This window comes from Thioclava marina (assembly GCF_002020135.1).
In the GTDB taxonomy this organism is placed as follows: Bacteria; Pseudomonadota; Alphaproteobacteria; order Rhodobacterales; family Rhodobacteraceae; genus Thioclava; species Thioclava marina.
In genome coordinates this window covers 520,741-545,016 of sequence record NZ_MPZS01000002.1, presented here as the reverse complement: position 1 = coordinate 545,016, position 24,276 = coordinate 520,741, and the positions used below count along the sequence as shown (strand labels likewise).

Genomic DNA, 24,276 nt, shown 5'->3' with positions numbered 1-24,276 from the left:
GTTCTGAGCAGAGATGGAGCGGAAATGTTCAGAGAGGGCCAGCCGCGCCTATGATCCCGCGTGCATTTTCATCGAGCCCGGAAACCCTCTTGATGGATGAAACGACAGTATCCATCGACCCGGTATCCTTACCGGTGTACTGGCACACGCCGCGCCCAAGAGCTGAAAGACCGCGAGGCGGTTTTTACGATCAGATGCTCAACTTAATCGGCAATGTGCCGTCAAACACGAATGTTGGGTCGTTTAGCATGCTTCAAAAACGAGTTCCGGGATGATGACCTCCCAAGCGTCCCGTCTCAGGGTGTGATGAAACGCTTCGTGGCCATCTTCCTTGCGCCAGCGCAGAATTGCGGCGATTTCGCCTCGGAGAAATCGCGCGTTCGCCGGAGGTGTAAAGCTTTTGGACATGCGGCCCAAACTCCGGCCATGGACGTCCTTCAGCTGCCAACGGTCGAGCTCATGCGTCAGGAAGATCGGCTCTCCGACGCGCGCCTCTGCGATGGCGCGGAGCGCGGGATGACCGGCTCTCTGGCGCCCTGCGAAAGACAGGTCGACCATGCGCATTTCGGCAGACTGGAAATAGCGCCGGGGGCCGGGAAAGGCCGAGAGATCCGGTGTGACATGGCGGTTGATGATCGAGGGCGATTGTTCGGGGAGATATTCGTGATTGTCGTTGCTCATGACGATGAGGTTGCGGCGCGCCCTTGTCATCGCGACGTAGAAGAGCCGGCGGGGCGCATCTTGGTCTTCGTTACGAGACGGTCGCTCCCAGCCGCCATCCAGAATGACAACGTCGTCGAATTCGAGCCCTTTCGCACGATGAGCGGTCAGAAGTTTTAGACCCCGTTGCTCGCTCCAGGCCTCGCGAGACCATTCGGCAAACCATTCGATCACGTCCGGAGCGGGAAGGTTACGCCCGTCGACTTCGCGCGCGAGCAGGCCAAGGCCTTCGCCGATCCGGTCGGTCCAGCGCGAAGACGGGATCGAGTTCAAGATGCCGGTCAGGTCGCTCAAGGACACGACACGCCCGTGATCGGCGCGCAAGGCTTCGATGAAGATCTGCATTTCTCGCATGCGCCAGAGGCCGGGCAGCTTCTCGTTCGCATATTCGACAGGGATGCCGAGCGCTTCCGCGAAATCGCGCACGGGGGCCAGTTTGCGCCAGTCGCGTGAGATGATTGCGGCGCGCGACCAGGTCCAGTCGGGTATCAGTCGAGACAGGCGCACAAGCTCATCAAGTGCAGCCATGGCTTGTGCATCATTACCCGCTGGGCAGCCAAGAATCTGCACCCTGCCATGTGCGACGGGATCGAGCGTCGCCATGATGCCGCCCATTGGTTCTTTGCTCCGGCCATTAGTGACCGTGATGTCGTGACCAATCTTCATCCGCGCGGAGGCCGCTTCGATCACCGCATTTGCGGCGGTGATGATGTGACCGGTCGAGCGATAATTCTCGGTTAGGAAAAACGGCTTTGCCGAGTAGTCCTCTTCGAACTGCCGGATGTGCCGGATCGAGGCGCCAGCGAAGGAATAGATGTTCTGATCGTCGTCGCCCACGGCAAAGAGGCTGATGCGCATGTCCGGGTCGTCGAGGCTTCGGCCTGCCACCGCGGAGATCAAGGCGTATTCTTCAGGGCCGACATCCTGATACTCGTCGACGAGGATCCACCGGTAGCCCTGGATCAGCGTGTCGCGTAGCGCTTCAGCTTCGACCTTGTCCAACCCGTCGCCTCGCAGGAGTTTCACGGCATCCATTAGGAGCGTGTCGAAATCCTGGCCCTCCGCACCGGTGCGTCCAGCGAAGCTTGCGCCGACCAGCCGCATCGCCAGGGCATGGATCGTCGAGACCGTAATGAAACGCGCATCGTCGCCAATAAGGCGGCGCAGGCGTTCGCGGATTTCTGCGACGGCGTGACGGTTATAGGCGAGCACGAGAATGCCGTTCGGATCTTCGCGCTTGATCTTCACCAGATAGGCGATGCGGTGGACAAGGACGCGGGTCTTGCCTGACCCCGGACCTGCGAGCACGAGAACGTTGGTTTGCTCGCGATCATCCTGGACGATCTTTTCTTGCGTGCTGTTGCCAAGTGCGTCGACAATCTGCCTCCAGACCTCGCCGGTCGCCTGCCGTCGGAATTCGGTTCCACGTCCGGGCATCCATCGGCGCATGAAGGCGTCGCGATCGAGCACGAAGTAATCGGCCGCCAGCCTCTCCGCATCGTCGATGCTTTTGAGGCCTTTCTCGCCATAGGCGGCCATCACATGAGTCTGGATGGTTTGCTCGGTGTAATGCTCTTCAAGTGGTGCGAAATGCTGGGTGGTAAACTGGCCGCCCTTGGGATTGAGATGCAGGGTGATCGCAGGACGGAAAACCGAGAGCCCTTTGCCAAGCGCCACAACCTGTTGCTCGTGAAGCCAGAGTAGTGCCCGGTCCATCAATTTGTTCGGATCGTTGACCGCCCCACGCAGCATTGCATCGCCATTGATAGCGCCGAGCAGTGCGCCAAGGGTTGTTTCGACAGGGATGTCTTTGCCGCGCAGGCCTTTCTGAACCCTTCCGACAAGATGCTCCAGCAGGCGCTCTGCGCCCAGCCTGCGCAGTTCCGCAGTCTTCTCGATGACGGACCATGAGCGTTGCAGGCGCACGAAAAGGCTTGTGCGTGAGGCTTTGCGCAGATGCAGATTGCCGCGCCCGCCCTCCATATCGCGCCCGTCATGTGCCATGCCGCGAAGAAGCCCTTCGATGACATCGGGACGAACCGTGCCATGACCTTTTTCACGAAGCGCTTGGCTGGTCGCCGCCAAATTGAAAGCTGATGCTTCGCCATTATCGGCATCGGGCGCATCCTCGCGCATCTGTGCGATCAGATCACGCTCCAGCCGCGCTGCGGCTTCGAACCTCGCACGCGAGGCGTTCTCGACCGCCACATGCACGTGAATCGTGATGTTAGTGTCGTTGTTGGCGATCCCGAGAGCCTCGAGGTCCGTCATTGCCTTTCGTAATGCCGGACCCGTCAATCCGCTCGCGCCGCTTAAGTCATCAGTCGAGATCCCCTCATCGGCAGGCGCATTGATGATGTGCTGAACGATTCCAAGCAGCTGCTGCCTGCGCGTCCCGGTAATCTCCGCCTGATCGAGAATTTTTCGCACCTGTTCGAGGCTTCGCACGAGAAGCGATGCAGGAAAGACCTGCACACGGTTTTCCTCGCGCCTTAGAAGAGCTGCTTCTTCAAGCCAGGCGACCGCAGTCTTGACGCGAGTGTCTTCCGTTGCGTTGTCGCGTAGAAATTCCCGGTCTTTTTCTTCATGAATGATTTCGCCGGGTGTGGCGATCACCTCGCCCTTCTTGCCAGATCTGACGTCGAGCCTGCGCACAGCTTTCAAGATGGCGCCGATTTCATGGCGTGCGAGGCGAGAGCGAGCACTCAGACTGAACTGTCGATCCACGTCGTCAGAGTTGAACAAGAGAACGCATTTTGCAGGATCACGATCGCGCCCCGCTCGACCTGCTTCCTGTAAGTAATTCTCCAACGAACCCGGAACATCGCCATGCACGACGAGGCGAATATCGGGTTTGTCGATGCCCATGCCAAAGGCGTTGGTCGCAGCTATCACCCGCAACTCGCCAACGCGAAAAGCCTCTTGGATGTCGCGCTTTTCGTCGGGGCTCAGGCCGGCATGATAGCGTTCGGCAGCAAGCCCTTGCTGCTTAAGAAACTCTGCCACCCGTTCCGTGGTATTCCGGGTCGCGCAATAGACAACCGCGCCGGATGCCCCGGTGGCTGGCAAATCGGACTCGAGCGCATCGAGAATATCGGCCAGTTTTGTCTGTCGCTGGGTCGGAAGGACGCTGAAACTCAAATTCGTGCGGGATGCGCCGCCATCAAGCAAGGTGAGTTCACAGCCGAGACGCTCGCTGAAATGCTCGCGAATATCCCTGACGACATCGGGTTTTGCAGTGGCGGTGAGGCAGAGAACGGGGGCGACGTCCTCGCCCGAACTTTCTTTGATGAAGCGGCTGATATAGCGGTAATCCGGCCTGAAGTCGTGGCCCCATTTCGACACGCAATGCGCCTCGTCGAGAACCCAGAGCCCGACTTCGCGCTGGGCGAGGACGGAGCGGACCGATGTGCTGCGCAATTGCTCGGGGGAGATCAGAAGGATCGCTGCGTCGCCAAGACGAACCCTGTCCAGCGCATCCTGCCGTTCGGGAAGCGACAAAAGACCGTTCACCGTGACTGCCGATGCGATCCCCGCTCTTGCAAGTCCCTGCACCTGATCGGCCATCAGAGCCACAAGGGGCGAGATGACCACTGTCAACGCACCGGTCTTGTCGAAACGCGACAGGGCGGGGATCTGATAACAGATGGATTTCCCCGTGCCGGTCGGCAGGATCCCGAGAAGGCTCTCTCCGTGCATTGCTGTTTCGACGATGCGCTCCTGCAGCGGGCGTCCAAATTCGTCGACGGGTTCAGGGCGGAAACTCTCGAAGCCAAACCAGCGATGTAAGGCGCGTCTGGGATCGTTGTGAGCCCGACAATAGGCGCATGCGGCATCGCCGCACTTAGTGTCGCGCAAGTCGCGAACGATCCGGGCCGCATCGCGGAACTGAGCGCGCACCCAGGGGGGCATGACCGAGTCACCACCCGCAACTGAGATCCAGGAGAGCGCATAGGCCATCGGCCAACTTAGGGAGATGTCATCGAGGTTTTCGAGGGTTCGCTCCAGATTGGTCGAACAGCACGCTGTCTCAAGCAGGCGCCGGATCGCGGCATGCGCCTCCTGCTTGTCGGGCCTTTTCGTCTGTCGGATCGTATCGAAGAGTTTTTCGAACCCCTCGCTGCGCGGCGGTCGGCTGCACAGGTAATGATAAGCGGTCAGTGCGTCAGGCGACCTTTTCCCGATTTCGGCGAAGGCTTCGATCTGATTGTTCAGGACTTCGAAGACGAGTCTGGCGTCGAACTCGGGATCATTAACATGTCCGCTTTGCAAGCGCCCATCCTGATAGTGTTTGACCAGGTGGTGATAAGGGTTGCGCGGGAAGGCGAGCGGATTGAGCCAGAGTGTGTCGATCGGGGACTCGGCGAGACGAGCGAAACGCATCGAGGCTGCCATGAGATGAGGCAGATCGTGCCGCAGGATATTATGCCCAATCACATGATTGAAGCCGTCGCAGAAAGCATCGAGGCTCTGCAATCCAGCTTCGACCGCGGCTCGAACCACGAGAGCCTCGCTTTCGAAGGCAGATTTTGCCGCCGCGAAAGAGAATATGCGAGCAGTCGAAGGGTCGACCTCCAAATCAATGGCCACACATCGCGCCAGAAGATCTGATCCCGTCTTGTTGGCGCTCCCTTGCATGCGTGAAGTGGTGTCCGTTCTCTACACAAATCTTTGATGACCTTATCCTTTCCAGATGGAAAGAAAAGAATTTCGGCACTCTCATCTTGTCTGGAGCGGATTGCGAAAGCAGCCATTATGCGGCCGAGTGCGGCGCATGATCGGTCATGACAACCGTCTCGCCATCGAAAGGCGCGGACATTCTGACCTAAGAGCCCGACGCCTGGCCTAGCCCTATCGCCATGAACACCTAGGAGGAACGGCGGCAGGCGTTCGGTGACTCAATTATGGCTTCTGCAGCAAATTCGTCTGAGGGGCTGCAAAGCGAAACTTAAGAACAGCACGTGGGGCCGTTGCGCTCGGAAACCTGAGAAGTCCGACCCGCAGACGACATGGTCGCGGTTATCTTTTCCGCCGCAGCTCGATCTCTTCGCGCCGCTCGAGCTCCTTGATTTCCTCCTCGCTCATCCGCTCGAAGGCATCGAGCGCGGCTGCAAGCCGGTCCAGCGCAATCTTTTGCGGATCTTCGACATGCAGCATGATCTTCCGCGTGACCTCGGCGTAGTGATCAATCGAATTCGACGCGCCCGTCTTCGTGAGTGCGTTCGTGTGGGCGAGAATCGTGTCGACGATCATCGGCGGAGTGTTGAGTTCGAGCATGATCTGGCTGGCCGTGCGGCGCAGGTCGTGACGATGCCAGTCGCTGGTGCCGCTCTCCCGCTTGATCGCGTCGTTTGCACGCTGAAAGTTCCCCGCCGGTCCGCCGGCCTCATTGGCAAAGACATAGGCATTCGAATGCCTGTCTTGATATCCGGGCAGGCAAGTCAAGATCCGCAGAGCTTCATCCGAAAGCGGCAAAACCTGGCTCCGCTCCTGCCCCTTCGATTTCACTTTTGGTTTGAACCATTTACCCGCCTCGAAATCCACGTCGCACCAGCGCATGTCGATCACCTCCTGTCGGCGCGCGGCGGTTAGCAAGATGAAGCGCATCGCGACAGGGCGAAGGTCCTGCGTCGTGACATCGACCAGTTTCAGCTCTTTCGGTGCGGGATATCTCAAATAGGGAAGCACCTTCGCGAGTTCGGCCCCCGAAAGGACGCGGGTGCGCTTCCCCGTGATCGTCGGATCATCCTCGGCGAAATCGTGGGTGTCGCGGATATCAGGCGTGTTCACCTTCGGCTCACGCCCCGCCCCAGCCTTTCTGAACTTGTTACGCCTCGCAGCCCAGTCCAGAGGTTTGATGAGGTAGCTCCGTGCGCGCGAAGTCTGACCATGCGCGGTGGCTTTGCCGCGGTTCTGACGCGGCTCGTAGGTTCTCATTCCTTTCGCAAAGTCATCCACGGTGATGTCTGACACCGGGCGGTCGAGCAGCTTGTCGAACACCGCGTCGATCCGCAGACGGGCTTCACATCGTCCTTTCGGCGATCGCGTCCAGATCCTCTGCTGTCCGGCCATCTTCGCCTCGTAATCGTCGAGCACATCGCGAAGCGTGACCTTCTCGGAAGCTGCTTCTTCGCGCAGGCGACGCTTCTCTTCATTTGGATCCTTGCCTTCCTTCAGCTCTCGACGGATCCGCTCAGCTTCTTCGCGAGCGGCCTTCAGACTCCAGGTCGGGTAGTCTCCGATCGTGACGGTCTTCTTCGTGCCGTTGAGCGCCCGTCCGTGATAGGCGAAGGTCAGATGCCCGTTTGCGCCGACACGCAGGCGCAACCCGATTTGCTGAGCGTCCGAATAGGAGGTGCGAATGCCCTGCGGCTTCAGTTTGCGGATAAACAGATCGGTCAATGAAACTCTAGTCGACATGGGATCCCTCCTTGGATGCGGGGTGGCGGAGCGCTTCCGGGGTTCCACCGGGGTTCCAAATGCTGCGTCCTTCAATGTTGAGAGTTGTCGGCTCGTGAGTCACGAATTTTTCGCCACTATCCACATAAACTATTGAATTGGTGCGAAAAAATATATGCAAACGTCGTGCGGCATGGTTTTTTTTGGAGCGCCGTGACTCCCGTAAAATGTGCCCATTTCGGGTTGAAAATCCGCGTGTCGGTGGTTCGATCAATCACTGCATTGAGGAGCGCCCGCACGGCGCTGCGGCGCCAGTCCGTCACCCTGTGCGAAGCCGGCAAATTCTGCCGATGGGCTGTAAAAGCCGGGGCGGCGGACCAGCATTGAGGCGGGCCGCCGACGTCAATGCGAAACCATCAACATGCATGGCTTGCCCCAGTGTCGGACTGCGGCATAGGCTGGGAGGATGACGAGTCTGCTTGTTTGCCCCTCATTTGCCTCGCGTGGGTGGTGTGTCTGACGAAGGTCAATTCGCAAGGTCAAAATATGCTTACAGGCCCCCAGATCGTCGCGCGACAGGCGTCAGCTCTTGCCATGACGCCAGAGCTGCGACGCGCGATCGGTTTGTTGAAACTTTCCAATTCGGAACTGGCCCAGGAACTGACACGCGAGGCTGCCTCGAACCCGGCGCTAGCAGTGAGGCTACCTGCGCAGGATACGATATTGCACCTGTGGAAGCCAACTTCGGGCGCGAATGCCCGACCGCCTCGTTTGCAGCTTGGTATCGGTGGCGGTTTGGCGGAGGCGCTGGGGGTCGCAGGCAGTCCGGGATTGCAGGAACATATCCTGTCCGAGCTGCGTCTCTTGCTGCGCGAGCCGCTCGATCTCGCGATCGGAGAGGCTCTGGCGCAGGCTGTCTCTCCTTGGGGGTGGTTAGATCGTCCCATCGATGAAATCGCTGAAGAAATTAGGGTCCCTGTGCCGCAGGTAGAAGCGGTGCTGAAACGGGCGCAGCAAATCGAACCTGCGGGCCTGTTGGCGCGCGACTTGCGGGAATGCCTGTGGTTGCAGGCGAAGGACTGTGGCTTGTTGACGCCGGTAATGGCCAGCGTGCTGAACAACCTACCTCTGCTAGCCGAGGGGCGCCTGAGCGATCTTGCGCGGTTGGGCGGCACAACCGAAGGGGAAATCGGCGTGCAACTGGCGCTGATCCGCAGCTTCGATCCCAAGCCGGGCCTGTGTTTCGATCCAGCTCCTCCACCGCCCAGCGAACCCGATATCATCGTGCGCCGCGAGGCAGGGGCCTGGCGCGTCTCGCTCAATCGCTCGACGCTTCCTGAGGTTGAGATCAATGACGACGCAAGTCAGGGAAGCAAGGAGCGTCGTGAGGCAGAGCTTCTGCGACGCGCGGTGGTTCGACGCAACGAAACGCTGCTACACCTGGCAAGCGAGATCGTTCAGCGCCAGACTGGATGGCTTGAAGAAGGACCTGCACGCCTTGCGCCGATGAGCTTCGCCAGTCTGGCGGCGGCGCTCGGGCTGCATGAGACGACGGTGGGCCGTCTGGCCGCCGGACGGATGATGGCCACGCCGCGCGGAACGGTGACATTGCGTGCCCTGTGCAGCGCGTCGATCACAACGCAAGATGGGGGGCAGATCTCGGCGGTGGCGCTGCGCCATCGCATCGCGGCGATGATAGAGCGGGAGGGGGATGCCCCGCTGAACGACGCGCAGATCGTTCAGGAACTCGCGGATGTAGGCATTGCTCTGGCGCGCCGTACGGTCGCGAAATACCGGGGGCAGCTGGGAATTCCGAACGCGTCGATCCGCAGCGAAAGAGCCCAATCCGCTCGCGCGTAATCCGCACGCGATGCGTGTGAAATGCGCGCGAGCCCGCGCCGAGCTTTCGCGGGCATCTCGTGAATTTTCTTTATATCTTTGATTTTTGGTGCCTTTTCTCTTTTTTCTCGTCTTGGATTTCGTGGAACAGTTCCTGCATCAGATGTTATGTCCACCAAAAAAATACGTCACGTAGCAACGCGACGAAACAGGGAGATAAGGAATGAAGACACTGCATAAGATGCTAACTGCGGCGGCGGTGGCCGCTTGTTTCGGGACACCTGCCGCGTGGGCGACTGACCTTACGGTTGGATTTACCCTCGACGCGAACACGCTGGACCCGGCGAACCACCGCAAGCGCGAAACTGAAACCATCATTCGCAACATGTATGACGGCATTCTGACGCGCGATGCGAACATGAAGGTCGTTCCGCAGATTGCGGAGTCGATGGTTCAGGTTTCGCCGACCGTCTACGATTTCAAGATCCGCAAAGGCATCAAGTTCCACGATGGCAGCGATCTGACTGCGGACGATGTGAAGTTCACGATCGATCGCATCACCGAGGATGGCGGCATGGGCAACGGACAGACCAGCCCGCGACAAAGCCTGATGGGCCCGGTCGCCGGCACTGAGGTCATTGATGGCGACACCGTGCGGATCACCCTCAAGGAGCCCTGGCCGATCCTGCCCGCGATGCTGCCTTTCGAAGAGGTGGTTTCCAAGGCCTGGATCGAGAAGGTCGGCAATGAGGGCGCGGCGACCTCGGAAAACGGCACCGGTCCCTTCAAGCTGGCCGAATGGCGCAAAGGCGACGCGATCATCATGGATCGTTTCGACGAATACTATGGTGGCTCGACCGAGATCCCGCCGGTCGGCAAGGCCTGTGTCGATCGCGTGATCTTCAAGATTATCCCCGAGAGCGCTTCGCGCGTCGCCGCGCTGCTGGCGGGCGATGTCGATATCATCAACGAATTGCCTCCCTTCTCGGTGAAGCAGGTCGAGAACAACCCCGACACCGTCGTGATGAAGGTGAATGGCACGCGCAGCTTCTTCATCGCGATGAACATGCAAGGCAAGTATTTCGCGGATCACCGTGTGCGCGAAGCAGCGGCGCATGCGATCGACAAGCAGCTGATCATCGACAAAATCCTGGGCGGAAACGCGGCGCCGATCGAGGGCATCCTTTCGCCTGACGCCTTCGCGGCCTCGACCGACTTGCACAAGTACAGCTACGATCCGGAATTGTCGAAGAAGCTTCTGGCCGAGGCTGGTTACCCGGACGGTATCGACATCACGATGGATGTGGAAGGTGCGTTCAAGGACACCGCGGAGGCCACGGCTTCGTTGCTGAGCAAGGCTGGCTTCCACACCAAGGTTGTCGTCGGCGAAGGCGCGCAGCTTTCGGAAAAGTGGCGCACCAAGGGCGGCGAAAAGACTGGTGACATGTATTTCACCAGCTGGGGGAATGGCTCGCTCGACCCCTTCGACATCTTCACGCCGACCCACAAGACGAACGATCGCGGCAACTCGGCGGGCTATTCCAATCCCGAGGTCGACAAGCTGCTCGATGAGGCTGCTGTCGAAGTCGACACTGTGAAGCGCGCCGGGATGTATCATCAGGCCGAGGTCATCGTGAACAAGGACCTGCCCTACATCTACCTCTGGGTGCCGGCGGACCTCTACGGTGTGTCGAAGCGCTTGAAGGGATGGAAGCCCAGTGCCGACAGCCGCATCAACCTGCACGACGCCTGCATCGAATAAGATCAGAGAGGGAGAACGGGCATGAGCCTCAGCAAGCTCCTGGAGCGTATCGCACAACTTGTGCCCGTTCTGCTGGGTGTCAGCGTCATCGCCTTTACGATGATGGCACTGACACCGGGCGATCCGGTGCAGATCATGATCGGTGATCAGGCCATTACCGCAGAACAAGAGGCGCAACTGCGTCACGACATGGGTCTCGACCGGCCGATGGTTGAACGCTTCTTCATCTTCCTCGGAAATACCACGCATTTCGATTTTGGCGAAAGCTTCTATCACAAGCGTCCGGTTGCCGATGTGATCGCCGAGCGGCTGCCCGCCACGATCGAACTCAGCCTCGTGGCCTTGGTCGTCGCGCTTGCGACCGCAATCCCCCTGGGCGTTCTGGCCGCGATCAAAAAGAACTCGATCTTCGATCGGATCGCCACGGTGGGGTCTTTGCTGGGAGTATCTTTACCGGGGTTCTGGTTCGGAATTCTGTTGCTGATGCTTTTTGCGGTGCATTTGCATCTCCTCCCGGTGTCGGGTCGGATCGGCTTCGATTCCGAAGTGCCCAGCGTCACCGGCTTTCTTCTGATCGACACCCTGGTCGCGGGGAACATGAAGGCGTTCGGGGACGCTGTCGCCCATCTCATCTTGCCTGCGATTACGCTTGGCTTGCCGATGACCGCAATCCTGATGCGGGTCACGCGCACCTCGATGCTGGAAGTGTTGCGACAGGATTATGTGACCTTTGCCGATGCCAAGGGGCTGTCGCGTCGTCGCGTGCTGTTTCGCCATGCGCTCAAGAATGCCCTGATCCCGACCGTCTCGGTGGCCGCGATCGAGACCGGCAGCCTGCTAGGTGGCAACATGATCGTCGAGACTGTCTATGGCTGGCCGGGCCTGGGCCGCCTCGTTGTCGAGAGCATCTTCTTGCGCAACTACCCACTCGTTCAGGCGGCCGTGCTGTTCTACGCCGTGACCTACGTGCTTTTGAACTTCGTCGCCGACCTGCTTTACACCGTTCTGAATCCGAGGGTGAAACTGTGAGCCTTGCAGCCGAAACCCCCGCCGCGTCGGAAACCATCCTGCGCCGCAATCTCGCGACTTTTACTGGCAACCGGCTGGCGATGCTCTGTGCGCTGATCGTCGTGTTGTTCGTGGTGATGGCGGTCTTTGCGCCCTGGATCGCTCCGCATGACCCGAACGAGACCGACCTGTTCCGCCGCCTGCAGCCGCCGGGCTGGATGGCCGGGGGGGAGTGGTCCTATGTTCTGGGCTGCGACGCGCTGGGGCGCGATATCCTCTCGCGCATCGTCTATGGGGCGCGGATCTCGATCTTCATCGGGATCGTGGTGATCCTGGTCGCGACCACGATCGGCATTCTCGCCGGTCTGGCTGCGGGCTATCTGCGGGGCTGGGTGGATATGTTGATCTCCCGGATCGTCGATATCCTTCTCGGCTTCCCCTATCTGATCTTCGCGATCGGCCTGATGGCGATGATGGGGCCAGGGCTTTGGAACATCATCTTTGCGCTCGCCTACAAGGAATGGGTGATCCCGGCACGTGTCGTGCGGGGCGAAACCCTGGTGACGCGAGAGCTGGAATATGTCGAAGCGGCGCGCGCATTGGGCGCCTCGCGCGGTCATATCATGCTGCGCGAGATCCTTCCCAACGTGCTCTCTCCGGTGATCGTGGTGGCCACGATCCGGATGGCGCATGTGATCATTCTCGAAGCCTCGCTCTCCTTCCTGGGCCTCGGGGTCCAGCCGCCTACCGCATCCTGGGGCTCTATGGTGGCCGACGGGCGCGCCTTCATGCTCGAAGCCTGGTGGGTTTCGACCTTCCCCGGCCTTGCGATCCTGTTTCTGGTGCTGGCGATCAATGTCGCGAGCCAGGGTCTTCGCGACGCTTTCGATCCGAGGTTTTCCGAATGAAAGACGCTTTGCTGGAAGTGCGCGACCTGCGCACGGTATTCGAGACGCGGGCCGGGCGGATCTGTGCGGTGGACGGTGTCAGCGTGGCGGTGCGACGGGGCGAATGTCTCGGCATCGTGGGCGAGAGTGGCTCGGGCAAAAGCGTGACCTTCGCCTCGGTCATGGGGCTGGTGAAAGCGCCGGGCCGGATCGAGAGCGGGACAATCGTGTTCGACGGCCGCGACCTGCGCGGTCTCAGCCCCCGTCAAATGCGTGCGGTCCGCGGACGCGACATCGCCATGACGATGCAGGACGCGCTGACAGCGCTCAATCCTGCGCTGAGCGTGGGCGAGCAGATCGCCGAAGTGCTGGAGGCCCATGATGAGACTCTGCCCGCACGCGGAGCTGCGCGGCGCAAGGCGATCCGCAAGGCCTCGATCGAGATGCTCGGGCTTGTCGGCATTCCGTCGGCCGAGACCCGGCTCCGGCAATATCCGCACGAGTTTTCGGGCGGGATGCGGCAGCGGATCATGATTGCGATTGCGCTGGCCTGCCGACCCAAGCTGCTGATCGCCGACGAACCCACCACTGCGCTCGATGTGACGATCCAGGCGCAGGTACTCGAACTGATCTCGGACATTCGCGCGAAGCTCGGAATGAGCGTGGCGCTGATCACGCATGATCTTGGCGTGGTGGCCGAGCATTGCGACCGTGTAATGGTAATGTATGCCGGACAGGTCGTCGAGGAAGGCCCGACCACAGAGGTGATCGGCGCGCCGAAACATCCCTATACGCAGGGGCTTCTGGCGTCGATCCCGCGGCCTGCTCTGCGCGGCCAGCCGATCCACCCTATCGAGGGTCAGGTGCCGGACCTCATCGGGCTCGCGCCGCAATGCCGCTTCTACTCGCGGTGCACGCAGCGGCGCGAAGCCTGCCTTGCGCCCGTGGAAATGCGGGCTGCCGGCCCCGCGCACAATGCGCGCTGCATCCTGATCGGAGGGGATGAAGAATGAGCCTGCTCAAAGTCGAAGGCCTGTCGAAACACTACGAGGGCAGGCGCGGTATCTTCGATCGCCTGACTGGCGCGAAGCACACGGTGGTGCGTGCGGTCAACGAGATCAACCTCACGGTCGAGAAGGGCGAGATCCTCGGTCTGATCGGGGAGTCGGGCTGCGGAAAGTCCACGCTTGGCCGCGCGATCCTGCGTCTGCACGAACCGACCCGCGGCGAGGTAACCTTCGACGGAACCGAGGTGACCGCGCTGGACGCCGCTGCACTCAAGGCGATGCGGCGGCGGATGCAGATCATCTTTCAGGATCCCTATGCTTGTCTCAACCCTCGGCGCACCGTTGCCGAGATCGTCGGGTTGCCGCTGAAGCTTCACGGCTTGGCCGCGAACGACGCTGAACTGCGTGAGAAGGTCGCCGCGATCTGCGCGAAGGTTGGTTTGAAGCCCGGCCAGATCGACCGATATCCGCACCAGTTCTCGGGTGGGCAACGTCAGCGGATCGGTATCGCGCGTGCCCTCATTTCGCATCCCGAATTCATCGTCTGCGACGAACCGGTCTCGGCTCTCGACGTATCGATCCAGGCGCAGATCATTGCACTGCTTCTGGAACTGAAGCGCGAGATGGGGCTGACCTATCTGTTCATCAGTCACGACATCTCGGTGATCGGCTACCTCGCCGACCGGGTCGCAGTCATGTATCTGGGCGAGATCGTCGAGATGGGGCCGGTCGAGCAGATCCTCGCCAATCCGCGCCATCCCTATACGCAAAGCCTGATGTCGGCGGTGCCCGAGGTTGACCATGCCGGGCGGAACAAGCGGATCAGGTTGGCCGGCGATCTGCCTTCGCCGCTCAATCCGCCGAAAGGGTGCAAGTTCCACACCCGGTGCCCGCTGGCGATCGATGCTTGTCGCAGTCAACAGCCTGGAGCGGAGACTGTTGGCCCCGGTCACACCGCGGCCTGCCACCGACTGGCCGAGAACCTCTCCCTTCTCGACGAGACGCAAGCATGAGCGCGGCGATCACGCTCGAACTCAGCGGCTCGGCCGAGGAGCGTGGGCGCGGGCAAGCGCATGCCGGGCGCGCCGATCAGGTGCGCGCCGCCACGATCGGGCGCGTCGCTCAGGCGCGCTCGGAAGGGCTGATCGATGCTGCGGCCGAGGATTACCTCTCGGCGCAACGTGCGCTCCATGAGCAGATCGACCCCGAAGGGCTTGCCGAGCTCGACGGCATCGCGGTCGGCTTTGCGCTGGATCCCGCGGAATTGTTCGCGCATCTGCATCTGGGCACGTTGCGTGACCTCAAGGGGGGCGCGCGTCTCGAGGATGGCTGTTCCGCCTGGGCGGTCTCTGACGGGCCCGAGGGGCCGCTCGTCGTCAAGAACCGTGACTTCTCCGGCACTCATCTGGGCATCCAGTCCGTGGCGCGCCATGCGGGTCCGGATGTGACGACCGGGGCGATGCTGTGCCTTGGATCCATAGGCAGTCCGGGCGCTTATTCTTCGGGCGTGAATGCACGCGGCTTCGCGCTGGCCGATACCCAGGTCGCGGTGCGCCACCATCGCGTCGGATGGCTGCGCTATTTCCTGATGACACGGCTTCTGGCGCGCTGCGACACGGTCGCTCAGGCGCTGGACATCATCCGGTCGCAGCCACATGCCGGCGGCGGTACTCTGGTGATGGCGGACGCCAGAGGGGCCGTCGCGGCGGTCGAGCTTGGCGCCAGCGGCCCACAGATTGTCGAGGGTAGTCTGGTGCTGCGCACCAACCATTACATCTCGGATGCTCTGGCAAAGGACACGCTGCTGCCCGAGGGCGATTGCATCGCCTCCAATTCGGTGCGCCGCTACGAATATCTGGCATCGACCTTGCCGACGCGCAGCTGGGATCGTGCGAGCGCACGGGTCTTGATGGCGAGCCACCCCGAGCAGGGCGCCCCTGTCTGCCAACACGGCGCGGAGGATGGCACCAAGACCATCGCGTCGGCTGTCTATTCCTGCGCTGCACCCGGGCTGCTACTCTGTGCGGGCTCCCCCTGTCGCGATGCGTGGTATGCCCATCATCCCCTGGCCGGATAGGAGCGCGGATCAGTGGCGGGGACAGCGCAGGGAATGGCCGAATACGAGAACGAACTGATCGGGTCGCATCCCGGCATTCTCGCCTTGCGAAAACTGGTCGCGCGCGTGGCGAAAAGTCCCGTGCGCACGGTCTTGATCTATGGCGAGACCGGCACCGGCAAGGGGCTGGTCGCACGCATGATCCATCGCGCCTCCAGCCGTGCCTCCAAGGAGTTCATCGACCTGAACTGCGCCGCAATCCCCGCAAGTCTGATGGAATCCGAGCTGTTCGGTCACGAACGCGGCGCGTTTACCGGAGCTATTGAACGCAAAGTCGGCCTCGTCGAGGCGGCCAATCAAGGCTCTATTTTCCTTGATGAAATTCGCGAGATGGACCTGACGCTTCAGGCCAAGTTACTCAGCCTTCTGGACACGCAGCAGTTCCGCCGGGTCGGCGCGGTGAAATCCACCTCGGTCGATGTCCGCTTCATCGCCGCGACGAACAAGGTCCTTCTGTCCGAAGTGAATTCGGGCAAATTCCGAGAGGACCTCTATTACCGCTTGCAGGTCGTGGCGCTGAATATTCCGTCGCTGCGCGATCGCGGTGAGGATGTGATCACCCTCGCGGCGCATTTCATTGCTCGTTACAATCGCCAGTACAATCGCAACATACACGGCCTGCACCCCGAAACGGCCGAGATTTTTCGTGCCTATCGCTGGCCGGGCAATGTGCGCGAGCTGGAGAACCTGCTTGAGCGGATTTTCATTCTTGAGGAAGAGGATGAAATCCTGCCGAGCCACCTTCCCGAACGGATCCCACGCAGCCTGCGCCAAAGCGCGGGAGAAGCAGCCCCGATGCAGTCACTCCCCAAGGGCGGGTTTCACGAACTGTCCGCGGAATTTCAGCGCCAGATCATCGCTCAGGCACTTGCGGACGCGAACGGCAATCTCCAATCGGCAGCCGAAGCTCTCAAGCTAAGCCGTCATGCGCTGCGCCACCAGATGATCAAGCTCGGTCTCCGGCAAGACTGAGTTTTTCCGAATTTTTTCGCTGATACGACGTGCTGCGTGCAATTTGCGCGTGGCGCGTCGATTTTGCACGCCAACTCCGCGAATATGTCGAGATTTCGGGTAAAAACCGTTGGCACGAAACCTGCATCTTAGACTGCAGGAACGATAGCAAAACGAGGCATCCATGGCATCGCTCAAGATCATCTGCCCGAACGGGCATCTCGGCTTCGCCCCCCTCAAGACAGGGAGCTTCCATCTTGGCGTCGCCGCTAAGCCCGACTTCATCGCGGCGGATTCGGGCAGCGATGACATCGGCCCGGTCCCGCTGGGCAACGACAGCTGCGCAAGCCCGCGCGCCTGGCAAGAGCACGATCTCGAAGAGATGCTGCTCGCCGCACGCAAACTGGACGTGCCGATGATGATCGGCTCGGCCGGCGATACCGGCACCAACAGCCATGTCGATATGTATGTCGAGATCATCCGCGACATCGCCAAGCGCCACAACCTCGCCCCCTTCAAGCTCGGCTGGTTCTATTCCGAGGTCGACCGGGAATATGTCCGCGCCAAGATCCGTTCGGGCTCGGCGGTCAAGGGGCTCGACGCCCGTCCCGACCTGAGCGAGGAAGAGCTTGACGCGACGCAGCGCATCGTCGCGATGGCCGGCGTGCATCCGTTCATGAAGCTGCTCGACGAGGGCTGCGATGTGATCATCGGCGGGCGTTGCTCTGACAGCGCGATCTTCGCTTCGGCGGCCTTGCACCGCGGCTTCCCCGAGGCGCAAAGCTACTACCTCGGGAAGGTCCTCGAATGTGCGTCCTTCTGCGCAGAGCCTTACGGCGCGAAAGAGACCGTCATGGGCGAGATCACCTCGGATCATGTCGAGGTCACCGCCATGGCGCCCGAGCAGCGCTGCACCATCGCGTCGGTCGCGGGCCATGCCATGTATGAGCGCTCGAACCCGTTTCACGAATTCGTGGCGGGCGGCAAGCTCGACATGACGAACTGCCATTACGAGCAGGCTGCGGAAAAGACGACCCGTGTCACTGGCATGACCTTTGATCCGGCCGAGGAATTCCGGGTCAAGCTCGAAGGGTCGGGCAAGGTTGGCGAGCGCTTCGTCGGCATGGCGGGTATCCGTGACCCCTACACGATCGCCAATGTCGATCAGGTGATCGAATGGGCCCGCCAGCAGACCGTGGACCGGTTTGGTCCCGAAGGCTGGGAGCTGCACTATTCGGTCTTTGGCCGCGACGGCGTGATGGGTGACATGGAGCCGCTCCGGGATCAGCCCGGCCACGAGCTATGCGTCGTCGTTCAGGGCGTCGCCCCGACGCGCGAAATGGCCGAAGAGGTGGCCATGACCGGCACGCGGCAATTGTTCTACGCCCGGTTGCCCGATGTGAAGGGGACCGCAGGCGGTGTGTCCTTCGTCCTCGACGAGGTGATGCAGGCAAGCCCGGCCTATCGCTGGACGCTCAACCACACGATGGCGGTGGATGATCCGCTGGAACTGTTCCCGACCCATAGTGCTACGATCGGCTGAGGAGAGGCCCATGAATACCCGTAAGAAACTCGCTGATCTGGCCAAGACGATCCGCTCCAAGAATGCAGGCACGGACAAGATCACCTTCGACATCATCTTTCGAGAGAAAGATACCTACGAGATGGTCAAGCGGTCGAAGGCGCTGACGCCGGAGAGCGTCTGCGCGGTGCTAGGCGTCGACGCGGCGCGTCTGACGGATTTTGTCGAATATGATCCGGCATATGCGATCAAGTTCACTATCTTGCGCGAACGCCCGTCGGGCAGCGCAGGGGATGGCGATATTTTCGGCGCGCAACAATACGCACCCTTCCTCGACGTGGAAGTGGATTTGAGCGCTTGAAAGTCATTGCGCACGCGGCGCCGACAGGGCGCCGCGCAGTCTCCTGAAGCCATGCTCCCCGTTGGTCGTCTCGATCGGCGGGGAGTTTTCCGATATGAGGTATGAAAAAATCGGGACTTTATCGAGATCGTTTTCGGTTCCGGTACTGGCAACAGTTGCTGGCCCGCTATGACTAGCTGCCCGCAAGACGTCCTCGCAGCCAAATCCGCAGCGCCCGCTTCACGCCAAATCCCGCCGCGTAGATCAGGTAGCACGCGCAGAGCGGATACGGGATATCTGTCGTGCCCCCGTCAGCATCCGTCGGACAACTGAGTTGATTCATTAATCGAGAGTTTCTGGCTCATCGGCCCCACCAAAGCGTGACGTTGGCGACGGAAAGCCGGAACAGCGAAACCGGCGGCGGAAACGATGCTGAAGGGCATCCGTGGGGGACAAGATCCGAACATGCAGTATACGGCGAGGCTCGAAAGCCGGCATTCGCTTCCGAGAGATCTAAAGTCGCGCCATAAAGATTGCGGAAAAACAGCCCCTCACAAAGGCTGGGCGCTGGATGTCATTCCTCTCTCGTGATCTGCAAATTCACTTTCGAATACCAATCCGCAAATTGTCGGATCTGCTCATCCGAAAGCTTCGCGGCGATCTCCGACATGATTTCATGCTTTCGCGTACCTATCCGAAACGCTCTGAGCTGCGTGACGATATAGGTATTCGCTTCTCCCGCCAGGTTCGGCGCATTCAGTGCAATCGAGATGCCATCGATCCCGTGACAGGAGACACATTCAGACGGAGCCTCGTCTTCGCTCGTTCCCGCGGGAAGCGAGGCGCTGGCGGTATGGGATGCATACCAGGCCGCAACGTCCGAAATTTGCTGGGCAGAAAGGGTCGACGCCACGACCGTCATCATCTCGTGTTCGCGCGCGCCGGTCTTGAACGCCATGAGCTGAGCCTCGAGATACTCTTTCGGCTCCCCTCCGATGTTGGGTGCGATCGGCATGCGTGCAAGGCCGTCAATGCCGTGACAGGTCTGGCACATTCTTGCGACCTTCTGACCCTCGACGGGATCATCGGCGAAAGCGGGTGTCCCCCCGGCGAGCATGAGCCCGCCGAGGATCGTGATTGCTGCCAGCCTCATTGAGGGCTCACAGGATTGTAAGTGATCCGCCAGATCGCGCCGGCGAAGTCATCGGAAACCAGCATCGAGCCGTCCGGCAGGAATGCGATATCCATCGGGCGCCCCCGGTATTCGCCAGTCTCCTGGTTCAACCAGCCTTCGGCAAAGACTTCGGTCGATGCGGCGTTACCCTCTTCGTCGAGAGCCGTGAACATCACGCGGGCGCCGACAGGGGTGGTGCGGTTCCAAGAACCGTGTTGGGCCGAGAAGATCCCGCCATGATATTTTTCCGGGAACGAACCCTTCTTGTAAAAGCGCATCCCGAGATCGGCCGCATGCGCGTCCATTTGGACTTGAGGCTCTACGAATTCGACCGCCTCCGGTCTCGGCACGTCCTTATAGGCGGGGATATCGACGCCGCCATTGGTCCAAGGGAACCCGAAATGCTGACCTGCTGCATTCTGGCGGTTCAATTCACCCGGCGGGATGTCGTCGCCCATCCCGTCGACCTGGTTGTCGGTGAACCAAAGTTCGCCATTGGCCGGGTTGAAATCATGCCCGACCGAGTTGCGGATGCCGCGTGTGTAGACTTCGCGTCCGGAGCCGTCGGTGTTCATCCGAATGATGCCGCCGATGCCGATCTTGTCATACATCTCGAGTTTGTCGGCCGGCTGAACGTTATGCGGCTGACCCAGCGAGATATAGAGCTTTCCGTCGGGACCGATGCGACAGACCCGGGCGGTATGGTTGAAGCTTTCCTCCTCGGCGGGGATGAGCTGGCCCTGCGGCACGACCTCGCCCACCGCCGGATCGGGCCCCTCGAAGAAGAACTCGGCCGCCGGGAACGTCAGAACGCGGTTGCGCTCGGCGATGAAGAGAAAGCCGTCGGGCGAGAAACACGGCCCGTTCGGAATATCAAAGCTGACCGAAGGCGCGAAATCCTTGACCTCGTCGGCAACGCGATCCCGATCACGATCAACCACTGACCAGACCTTGTCTTTGCGGGTGCCCACGAAAGTCACGGTCCCCTGCGGCGCCACTGCCATCGAGCGCGCATCGGGCACGACAGCATAGAGGCTGACCTCGAATCCCTCGGGCACCTTTATGTGCTGGACGATATCGCGAAGCGCGTTGGCGCGTTCTCCCTCCTGATCGACATAGGTGAAGCTCGCATCTGTCCGCTGCATGTTGGACAGCTTTTCCATGTTTTCTTGAGCGATTACCGGCATAGCAATCACTGTCCCGAGCATTATGCCCGGGATGAGCGTTTTGATCTTCATTTCATCCTCCCAAAATGACGGCCCCGCGCCATTTCGCTTCTCCCTCAAGCGACGCGAGGCCGCATACAGGGTGAGTAAGGCACCACCTTTCTGTCAACACTTTCGTGATTTTTGCTTGATCCGCGCGTGATCGAGGCGAACAACCTGCTTGGAAGTCCCCGACGTTTTCCCTTAGTCGCGAGCCTGGCCGGGGAGGGGGCGTCGCTATCTGCCGAGAGGGAACCACCACCTTTCGCCTCCTTGGCGACCTGATATGAGGGTGACCAGTCGGGTTTGGAGCGCGGCGCACTTCATGTCATTGGGACTTGGGGGCGAGACTTGCTCATGTCGCAGGGCCGCCGCCCATCGGATGGCTGCCTTTCACGCGGCGCTTTATGTGCGTAGCGCGCGGGCGTATCCCGGGCGTCCCTGAGCGTCGGCCGCATCCAGGCTTGCAGGCATAGTCCAGACCGGCGAGATTATCGCAACGCGGCGATCGGATATCGCTGGCGGCAAATTTTCCGCAAAGACGAAAGAACAGAACAACGATGAGCATCGAGACGCAGACCGGAACGGTTGTGGCGCTCTGGCAGGGGCAAACGGTCGCTGGAGATCGCGAGGCCGCATTCGATCAAATCGCGCGGGTCGCGGGCGCTGCGGGTCGGGCCGGGGCTGAGGTTGTGGTCTTTCCCGAACTTTTCCTGACCGGGTATCAACGAGAGGACCTAGGCGAGCTCGCAATGAGCGTCGAGGAAATGGCGGAGCGGATCGCTCCGCTGGCACGAGCGGCCAGCGGAGCGATTTGCGTGGGCTACCCGGAGCGCGCGCAGGAGGGGCTCTACAACTCTGCGCTCTGCATGTCGTCAGCAGGCGCGTTGCTGGGCAATCATCGAAAGATCCAGCTCTACGGAGCTGCGGAAGCCGAGCGTTTCTTGAGAGGTTCGCGATACACGATCTTTGATCTGGGAGGGAAACGCGCAGCGATTCTCATCTGCTACGATGTCGAATTCGCACCGCATATCGCAGCTCTGCGCGCGCGGGGTGTCGATCTCATTCTTGCTCCGACCGCGGCCATGTATCCTTTCGAGCACGTGGGCGAGAATGTCGTGCCCGCGATGGCGGCCAATCACGGACTGGCAATCGTCTATTCCAATCTCTGCGGTACAGAAGCCGATCTGGAGTATTTCGGCCTGTCGGTGATCGTGGGGCCGGATGGCAAGACCCTCGTGCGTGCAGGAGCGGAACCCGCGATGCTCCTCGCGGCGCTGAAGCCGCAATACGACGCCGCGTTGCTCTCAACCCAAGCGCGCGATTTTCGGCCGATCGAAGAGGATCGCTGATGCAGCTTGCGGGAACGGATCTACGCCTTCTCAGAGTGTTTGACGCGGTCGTGCGCCATCGCGGTTTCGCCGCTGCGCAGGCAGAGCTCAACGTCAGCCAGTCGACGATCTCCACCCAGATCACCGCTCTGGAGGATCGTCTGGGCGTGACGCTGTGCCGTCGGGGGCGTGCCGGGTTCCGGCTGACCCAGAAAGGTGAGGTCGTTCATGCGGCCGTGATCAGGCTGCTCGCCGCGACGGAGGAGTTCGTCAGCGAAACCGCCGCCTTGCGAGGTACGCTTTCCGGAACTTTGCGCGTCGGCCTTGTCGATCATGTCGTCACAGATCCGAATTTCCGGTTGCCCCAGGCGATCGCGGCGCTGGAAAGGCGCGCACGCTCGTTGCGGTTCGAACTTGCCCAAGGCTCTCCGCAGGAATTCCAGACCCGCGTTCTCGAAGGCTCGCTTCATCTCGCGATCGGATCGTTTCCGCACAAGGTCGCGGGGCTGCATTATCAAAAGCTCTATGAGGAGGAGAATTTCCTCTACTGCGCGCCGGGGCATCCGCTCTGGGGGGTGCCCGACGAGGCTCTGACACCGGAATTCGTCAGTTCGATGCGCGCGGTGGGGCGCAGCTACTGGCGTGACGATCATTGGAACAATCGAGATTTTCCGCACACGACCGCAGTCGCGCAGGGGCTTGAGCAGCAGCTCGTGATGATCCTGTCGGGCGCCTTCATCGGCTATATGCCGGATCATTCGGCGCGTCGCTGGGTCGAGGCAGGTCGCTTGCGGGCGATCCTGCCTGAGCGCTTTCTCTATCGCTGTCCGTTCGAGGCCATCACACGGCCCGATGCCGAGGCATCGCCACTTGCACAGGCGATGCGCACGGAGCTCCAAGCGCTCTACGCGAGTGATGCTGAAAAAAGCGACAGCTGCTGAGCGATGCTTCGATTTTTGTCGAAGTGAATTTCAACGCATCGATATTTTTCAGATCAACTCTGCGCCGCATTCTCCGCCTGCGTAACGGAGACTGCGATGACCGAACACCGCTTCAATCAACCCCTCAGCGGCAATGCCATGCCGCGCACCGGTGGCCCTGCAACGATGATGCGGCTGCCTTCCGCACCCACAGCGGAAGGGCTCGACGCGTGCTTTGTCGGAATTCCGATGGATATCGGAACCTCCAACCGCCCCGGCACCCGGCTCGGCCCGCGTCAGATCCGCGACGAAAGCCGGATGATCCGGCCTTACAATATGGCGACGGGGGCTGCGCCCTTCGAGCATCTGCAGGTGGCCGATATCGGGGATGTGCCGATCAATCTCTACGACCTGAAAAAATCGGTGGAGATCATCGCGCAGCATTACCGATCCATTCTGTCCCATGACGTGATCCCGCTCACACTCGGGGGCGATCACACGCTGACATGGCCCATTCTCCGGGCGATCGCCGAGAAGCACGGGCCAGTCGCCCTGATTCACGTCGATGCACATTCTGACACGAACGAGGACATGTTCGGCGAGACTGTCGCCCATGGGTGCCCGTTCCGGCGTGCCTGGGAAGAGGGTTGCCTGATCAACGACAAGGTCTTCCAGATCGGCCTGCGAGGTACTGGCTACGGACCGGATGATTTCGGCTGGGGCCGCGAACGCGGCTGGACCTGCATTCAAGCCGAAGAGTGCTGGCACAAATCGCTCTCGCCCCTTATGGCCGAAATCCGGGCACAGATCGGCGATGCGCCCGTCTATCTTTCCTACGATATCGACAGTCTCGATCCCGCCTTCGCGCCAGGAACGGGAACGGCCGAGGTCGGCGGCCTCACGACGATGCAGGGACTAGAGATCATCCGCGGGACGGCGGGGCTCAATCTCGTGGGCTGTGATCTCGTCGAGGTGTCGCCGCCCTATGACATGGCGGGCAATACCGCCGTGATCGCCGCCAACTTCCTCTATGAAATGCTCTGCGCGCTGCCCGGCGTGCCGCATGGGCGAAAATAAGAGCCGGACAACAGGGAG

General features: G+C 60.8%; 17 protein-coding genes. 13 read left to right on the top strand and 4 right to left on the bottom strand.

Going from position 1 to position 24,276, the window contains the following annotated elements; genetic code table 11:
• Positions 1–243 precede the first annotated feature (243 nt).
• Positions 244–5,310 carry a RecQ family ATP-dependent DNA helicase gene (locus BMG00_RS12810; RefSeq protein ID WP_245795030.1) on the bottom strand — a complete coding sequence of 1,689 codons (5,067 nt, stop codon included), beginning with the start codon at positions 5,308–5,310 and terminating at the stop codon, positions 244–246.
• A gap of 429 nt (positions 5,311–5,739) precedes the next feature.
• The gene (locus tag BMG00_RS12805; protein WP_078574607.1) at positions 5,740–7,140 is read right to left on the bottom strand and encodes a tyrosine-type recombinase/integrase; all 1,401 of its coding nucleotides are present in this window, start codon (positions 7,138–7,140) and stop codon (positions 5,740–5,742) included.
• Between the two features lie 384 nt (positions 7,141–7,524).
• Here BMG00_RS12805 and rpoN point away from each other — a divergent pair, with 384 nt between their 5' ends.
• The 10 genes from rpoN to BMG00_RS12755 all read left to right on the top strand — a co-directional run bounded on the left by rpoN (position 7,525) and on the right by BMG00_RS12755 (position 18,572).
• The gene (rpoN, locus tag BMG00_RS12800; protein ID WP_078574606.1) at positions 7,525–8,979 is read left to right on the top strand and encodes an RNA polymerase factor sigma-54; all 1,455 of its coding nucleotides are present in this window, start codon (positions 7,525–7,527) and stop codon (positions 8,977–8,979) included.
• Between the two features lie 202 nt (positions 8,980–9,181).
• A complete protein-coding gene (locus tag BMG00_RS12795; protein ID WP_078574605.1) occupies positions 9,182–10,720 on the top strand; it encodes an ABC transporter substrate-binding protein in 1,539 nt (512 codons plus the stop codon).
• Positions 10,721–10,741: 21 nt separating this feature from the next.
• Positions 10,742–11,749 carry an ABC transporter permease gene (locus BMG00_RS12790; RefSeq protein WP_078574604.1) on the top strand — a complete coding sequence of 336 codons (1,008 nt, stop codon included), beginning with the start codon at positions 10,742–10,744 and terminating at the stop codon, positions 11,747–11,749.
• The gene (locus BMG00_RS12785; protein ID WP_078574603.1) at positions 11,746–12,636 is read left to right on the top strand and encodes an ABC transporter permease; all 891 of its coding nucleotides are present in this window, start codon (positions 11,746–11,748) and stop codon (positions 12,634–12,636) included. Before BMG00_RS12790 ends, BMG00_RS12785 begins: the two co-directional genes overlap by 4 nt.
• Positions 12,633–13,628: an ABC transporter ATP-binding protein gene (locus BMG00_RS12780; protein WP_078574602.1), complete on the top strand. Its 996-nt coding sequence runs from the start codon at positions 12,633–12,635 to the stop codon at positions 13,626–13,628. Before BMG00_RS12785 ends, BMG00_RS12780 begins: the two co-directional genes overlap by 4 nt.
• Positions 13,625–14,635: an ABC transporter ATP-binding protein gene (locus BMG00_RS12775; RefSeq protein WP_078574601.1), complete on the top strand. Its 1,011-nt coding sequence runs from the start codon at positions 13,625–13,627 to the stop codon at positions 14,633–14,635. Before BMG00_RS12780 ends, BMG00_RS12775 begins: the two co-directional genes overlap by 4 nt.
• Entirely contained in the window at positions 14,632–15,699 is a 1,068-nt protein-coding gene (locus BMG00_RS12770; protein ID WP_078574600.1) for a C45 family autoproteolytic acyltransferase/hydrolase, read from the top strand. Before BMG00_RS12775 ends, BMG00_RS12770 begins: the two co-directional genes overlap by 4 nt.
• A 12-nt stretch (positions 15,700–15,711) precedes the next feature.
• Positions 15,712–16,710: a sigma-54 interaction domain-containing protein gene (locus tag BMG00_RS12765; protein WP_245795029.1), complete on the top strand. Its 999-nt coding sequence runs from the start codon at positions 15,712–15,714 to the stop codon at positions 16,708–16,710.
• Positions 16,711–16,873: 163 nt separating this feature from the next.
• On the top strand, positions 16,874–18,232 hold the full coding sequence (locus tag BMG00_RS12760) for an acyclic terpene utilization AtuA family protein (RefSeq protein ID WP_078574598.1): 1,359 nt from the start codon (positions 16,874–16,876) through the stop codon (positions 18,230–18,232).
• A gap of 10 nt (positions 18,233–18,242) precedes the next feature.
• Positions 18,243–18,572 carry a DUF4387 domain-containing protein gene (locus BMG00_RS12755; protein WP_078574597.1) on the top strand — a complete coding sequence of 110 codons (330 nt, stop codon included), beginning with the start codon at positions 18,243–18,245 and terminating at the stop codon, positions 18,570–18,572.
• A gap of 553 nt (positions 18,573–19,125) precedes the next feature.
• Here BMG00_RS12755 and BMG00_RS12750 read toward each other — a convergent pair.
• The gene (locus BMG00_RS12750) at positions 19,126–19,704 is read right to left on the bottom strand and encodes a c-type cytochrome (protein ID WP_078574596.1); all 579 of its coding nucleotides are present in this window, start codon (positions 19,702–19,704) and stop codon (positions 19,126–19,128) included.
• Positions 19,701–20,963 carry a PQQ-dependent sugar dehydrogenase gene (locus BMG00_RS12745; protein ID WP_078574595.1) on the bottom strand — a complete coding sequence of 421 codons (1,263 nt, stop codon included), beginning with the start codon at positions 20,961–20,963 and terminating at the stop codon, positions 19,701–19,703. The genes BMG00_RS12750 and BMG00_RS12745 overlap by 4 nt, the downstream gene beginning before the upstream one ends.
• Positions 20,964–21,490: 527 nt before the next feature.
• On the opposite strand from BMG00_RS12745, the gene BMG00_RS12740 reads away from it, so the two are divergent.
• The 3 genes from BMG00_RS12740 to speB all read left to right on the top strand — a co-directional run bounded on the left by BMG00_RS12740 (position 21,491) and on the right by speB (position 24,258).
• Positions 21,491–22,282: a nitrilase-related carbon-nitrogen hydrolase gene (locus BMG00_RS12740; protein ID WP_078574594.1), complete on the top strand. Its 792-nt coding sequence runs from the start codon at positions 21,491–21,493 to the stop codon at positions 22,280–22,282.
• Complete coding sequence (locus BMG00_RS12735; protein WP_078574593.1) at positions 22,282–23,202, top strand: LysR family transcriptional regulator; 921 nt, start codon at positions 22,282–22,284, stop codon at positions 23,200–23,202. Before BMG00_RS12740 ends, BMG00_RS12735 begins: the two co-directional genes overlap by 1 nt.
• 96 nt (positions 23,203–23,298) lie before the next feature.
• Complete coding sequence (gene speB, locus BMG00_RS12730; protein ID WP_078574592.1) at positions 23,299–24,258, top strand: agmatinase; 960 nt, start codon at positions 23,299–23,301, stop codon at positions 24,256–24,258.
• Positions 24,259–24,276: the final 18 nt, after the last annotated feature.

What these genes read in the sequence shown, in the direction of transcription:
- BMG00_RS12805 (WP_078574607.1), bottom strand. Translation starts at nt 7,140, where the DNA reads ATGTCGACTAGAGTTTCATTGACCGATCTGTTTATCCGCAAACTGAAG.
- rpoN (WP_078574606.1), top strand. Translation starts at nt 7,525, where the DNA reads ATGCGAAACCATCAACATGCATGGCTTGCCCCAGTGTCGGACTGCGGC.
- BMG00_RS12795 (WP_078574605.1), top strand. Translation starts at nt 9,182, where the DNA reads ATGAAGACACTGCATAAGATGCTAACTGCGGCGGCGGTGGCCGCTTGT.
- BMG00_RS12790 (WP_078574604.1), top strand. Translation starts at nt 10,742, where the DNA reads ATGAGCCTCAGCAAGCTCCTGGAGCGTATCGCACAACTTGTGCCCGTT.
- BMG00_RS12780 (WP_078574602.1), top strand. Translation starts at nt 12,633, where the DNA reads ATGAAAGACGCTTTGCTGGAAGTGCGCGACCTGCGCACGGTATTCGAG.
- BMG00_RS12775 (WP_078574601.1), top strand. Translation starts at nt 13,625, where the DNA reads ATGAGCCTGCTCAAAGTCGAAGGCCTGTCGAAACACTACGAGGGCAGG.
- BMG00_RS12770 (WP_078574600.1), top strand. Translation starts at nt 14,632, where the DNA reads ATGAGCGCGGCGATCACGCTCGAACTCAGCGGCTCGGCCGAGGAGCGT.
- BMG00_RS12760 (WP_078574598.1), top strand. Translation starts at nt 16,874, where the DNA reads ATGGCATCGCTCAAGATCATCTGCCCGAACGGGCATCTCGGCTTCGCC.
- BMG00_RS12755 (WP_078574597.1), top strand. Translation starts at nt 18,243, where the DNA reads ATGAATACCCGTAAGAAACTCGCTGATCTGGCCAAGACGATCCGCTCC.
- BMG00_RS12750 (WP_078574596.1), bottom strand. Translation starts at nt 19,704, where the DNA reads ATGAGGCTGGCAGCAATCACGATCCTCGGCGGGCTCATGCTCGCCGGG.
- BMG00_RS12745 (WP_078574595.1), bottom strand. Translation starts at nt 20,963, where the DNA reads ATGAAGATCAAAACGCTCATCCCGGGCATAATGCTCGGGACAGTGATT.
- BMG00_RS12740 (WP_078574594.1), top strand. Translation starts at nt 21,491, where the DNA reads ATGAGCATCGAGACGCAGACCGGAACGGTTGTGGCGCTCTGGCAGGGG.
- BMG00_RS12735 (WP_078574593.1), top strand. Translation starts at nt 22,282, where the DNA reads ATGCAGCTTGCGGGAACGGATCTACGCCTTCTCAGAGTGTTTGACGCG.
- speB (WP_078574592.1), top strand. Translation starts at nt 23,299, where the DNA reads ATGACCGAACACCGCTTCAATCAACCCCTCAGCGGCAATGCCATGCCG.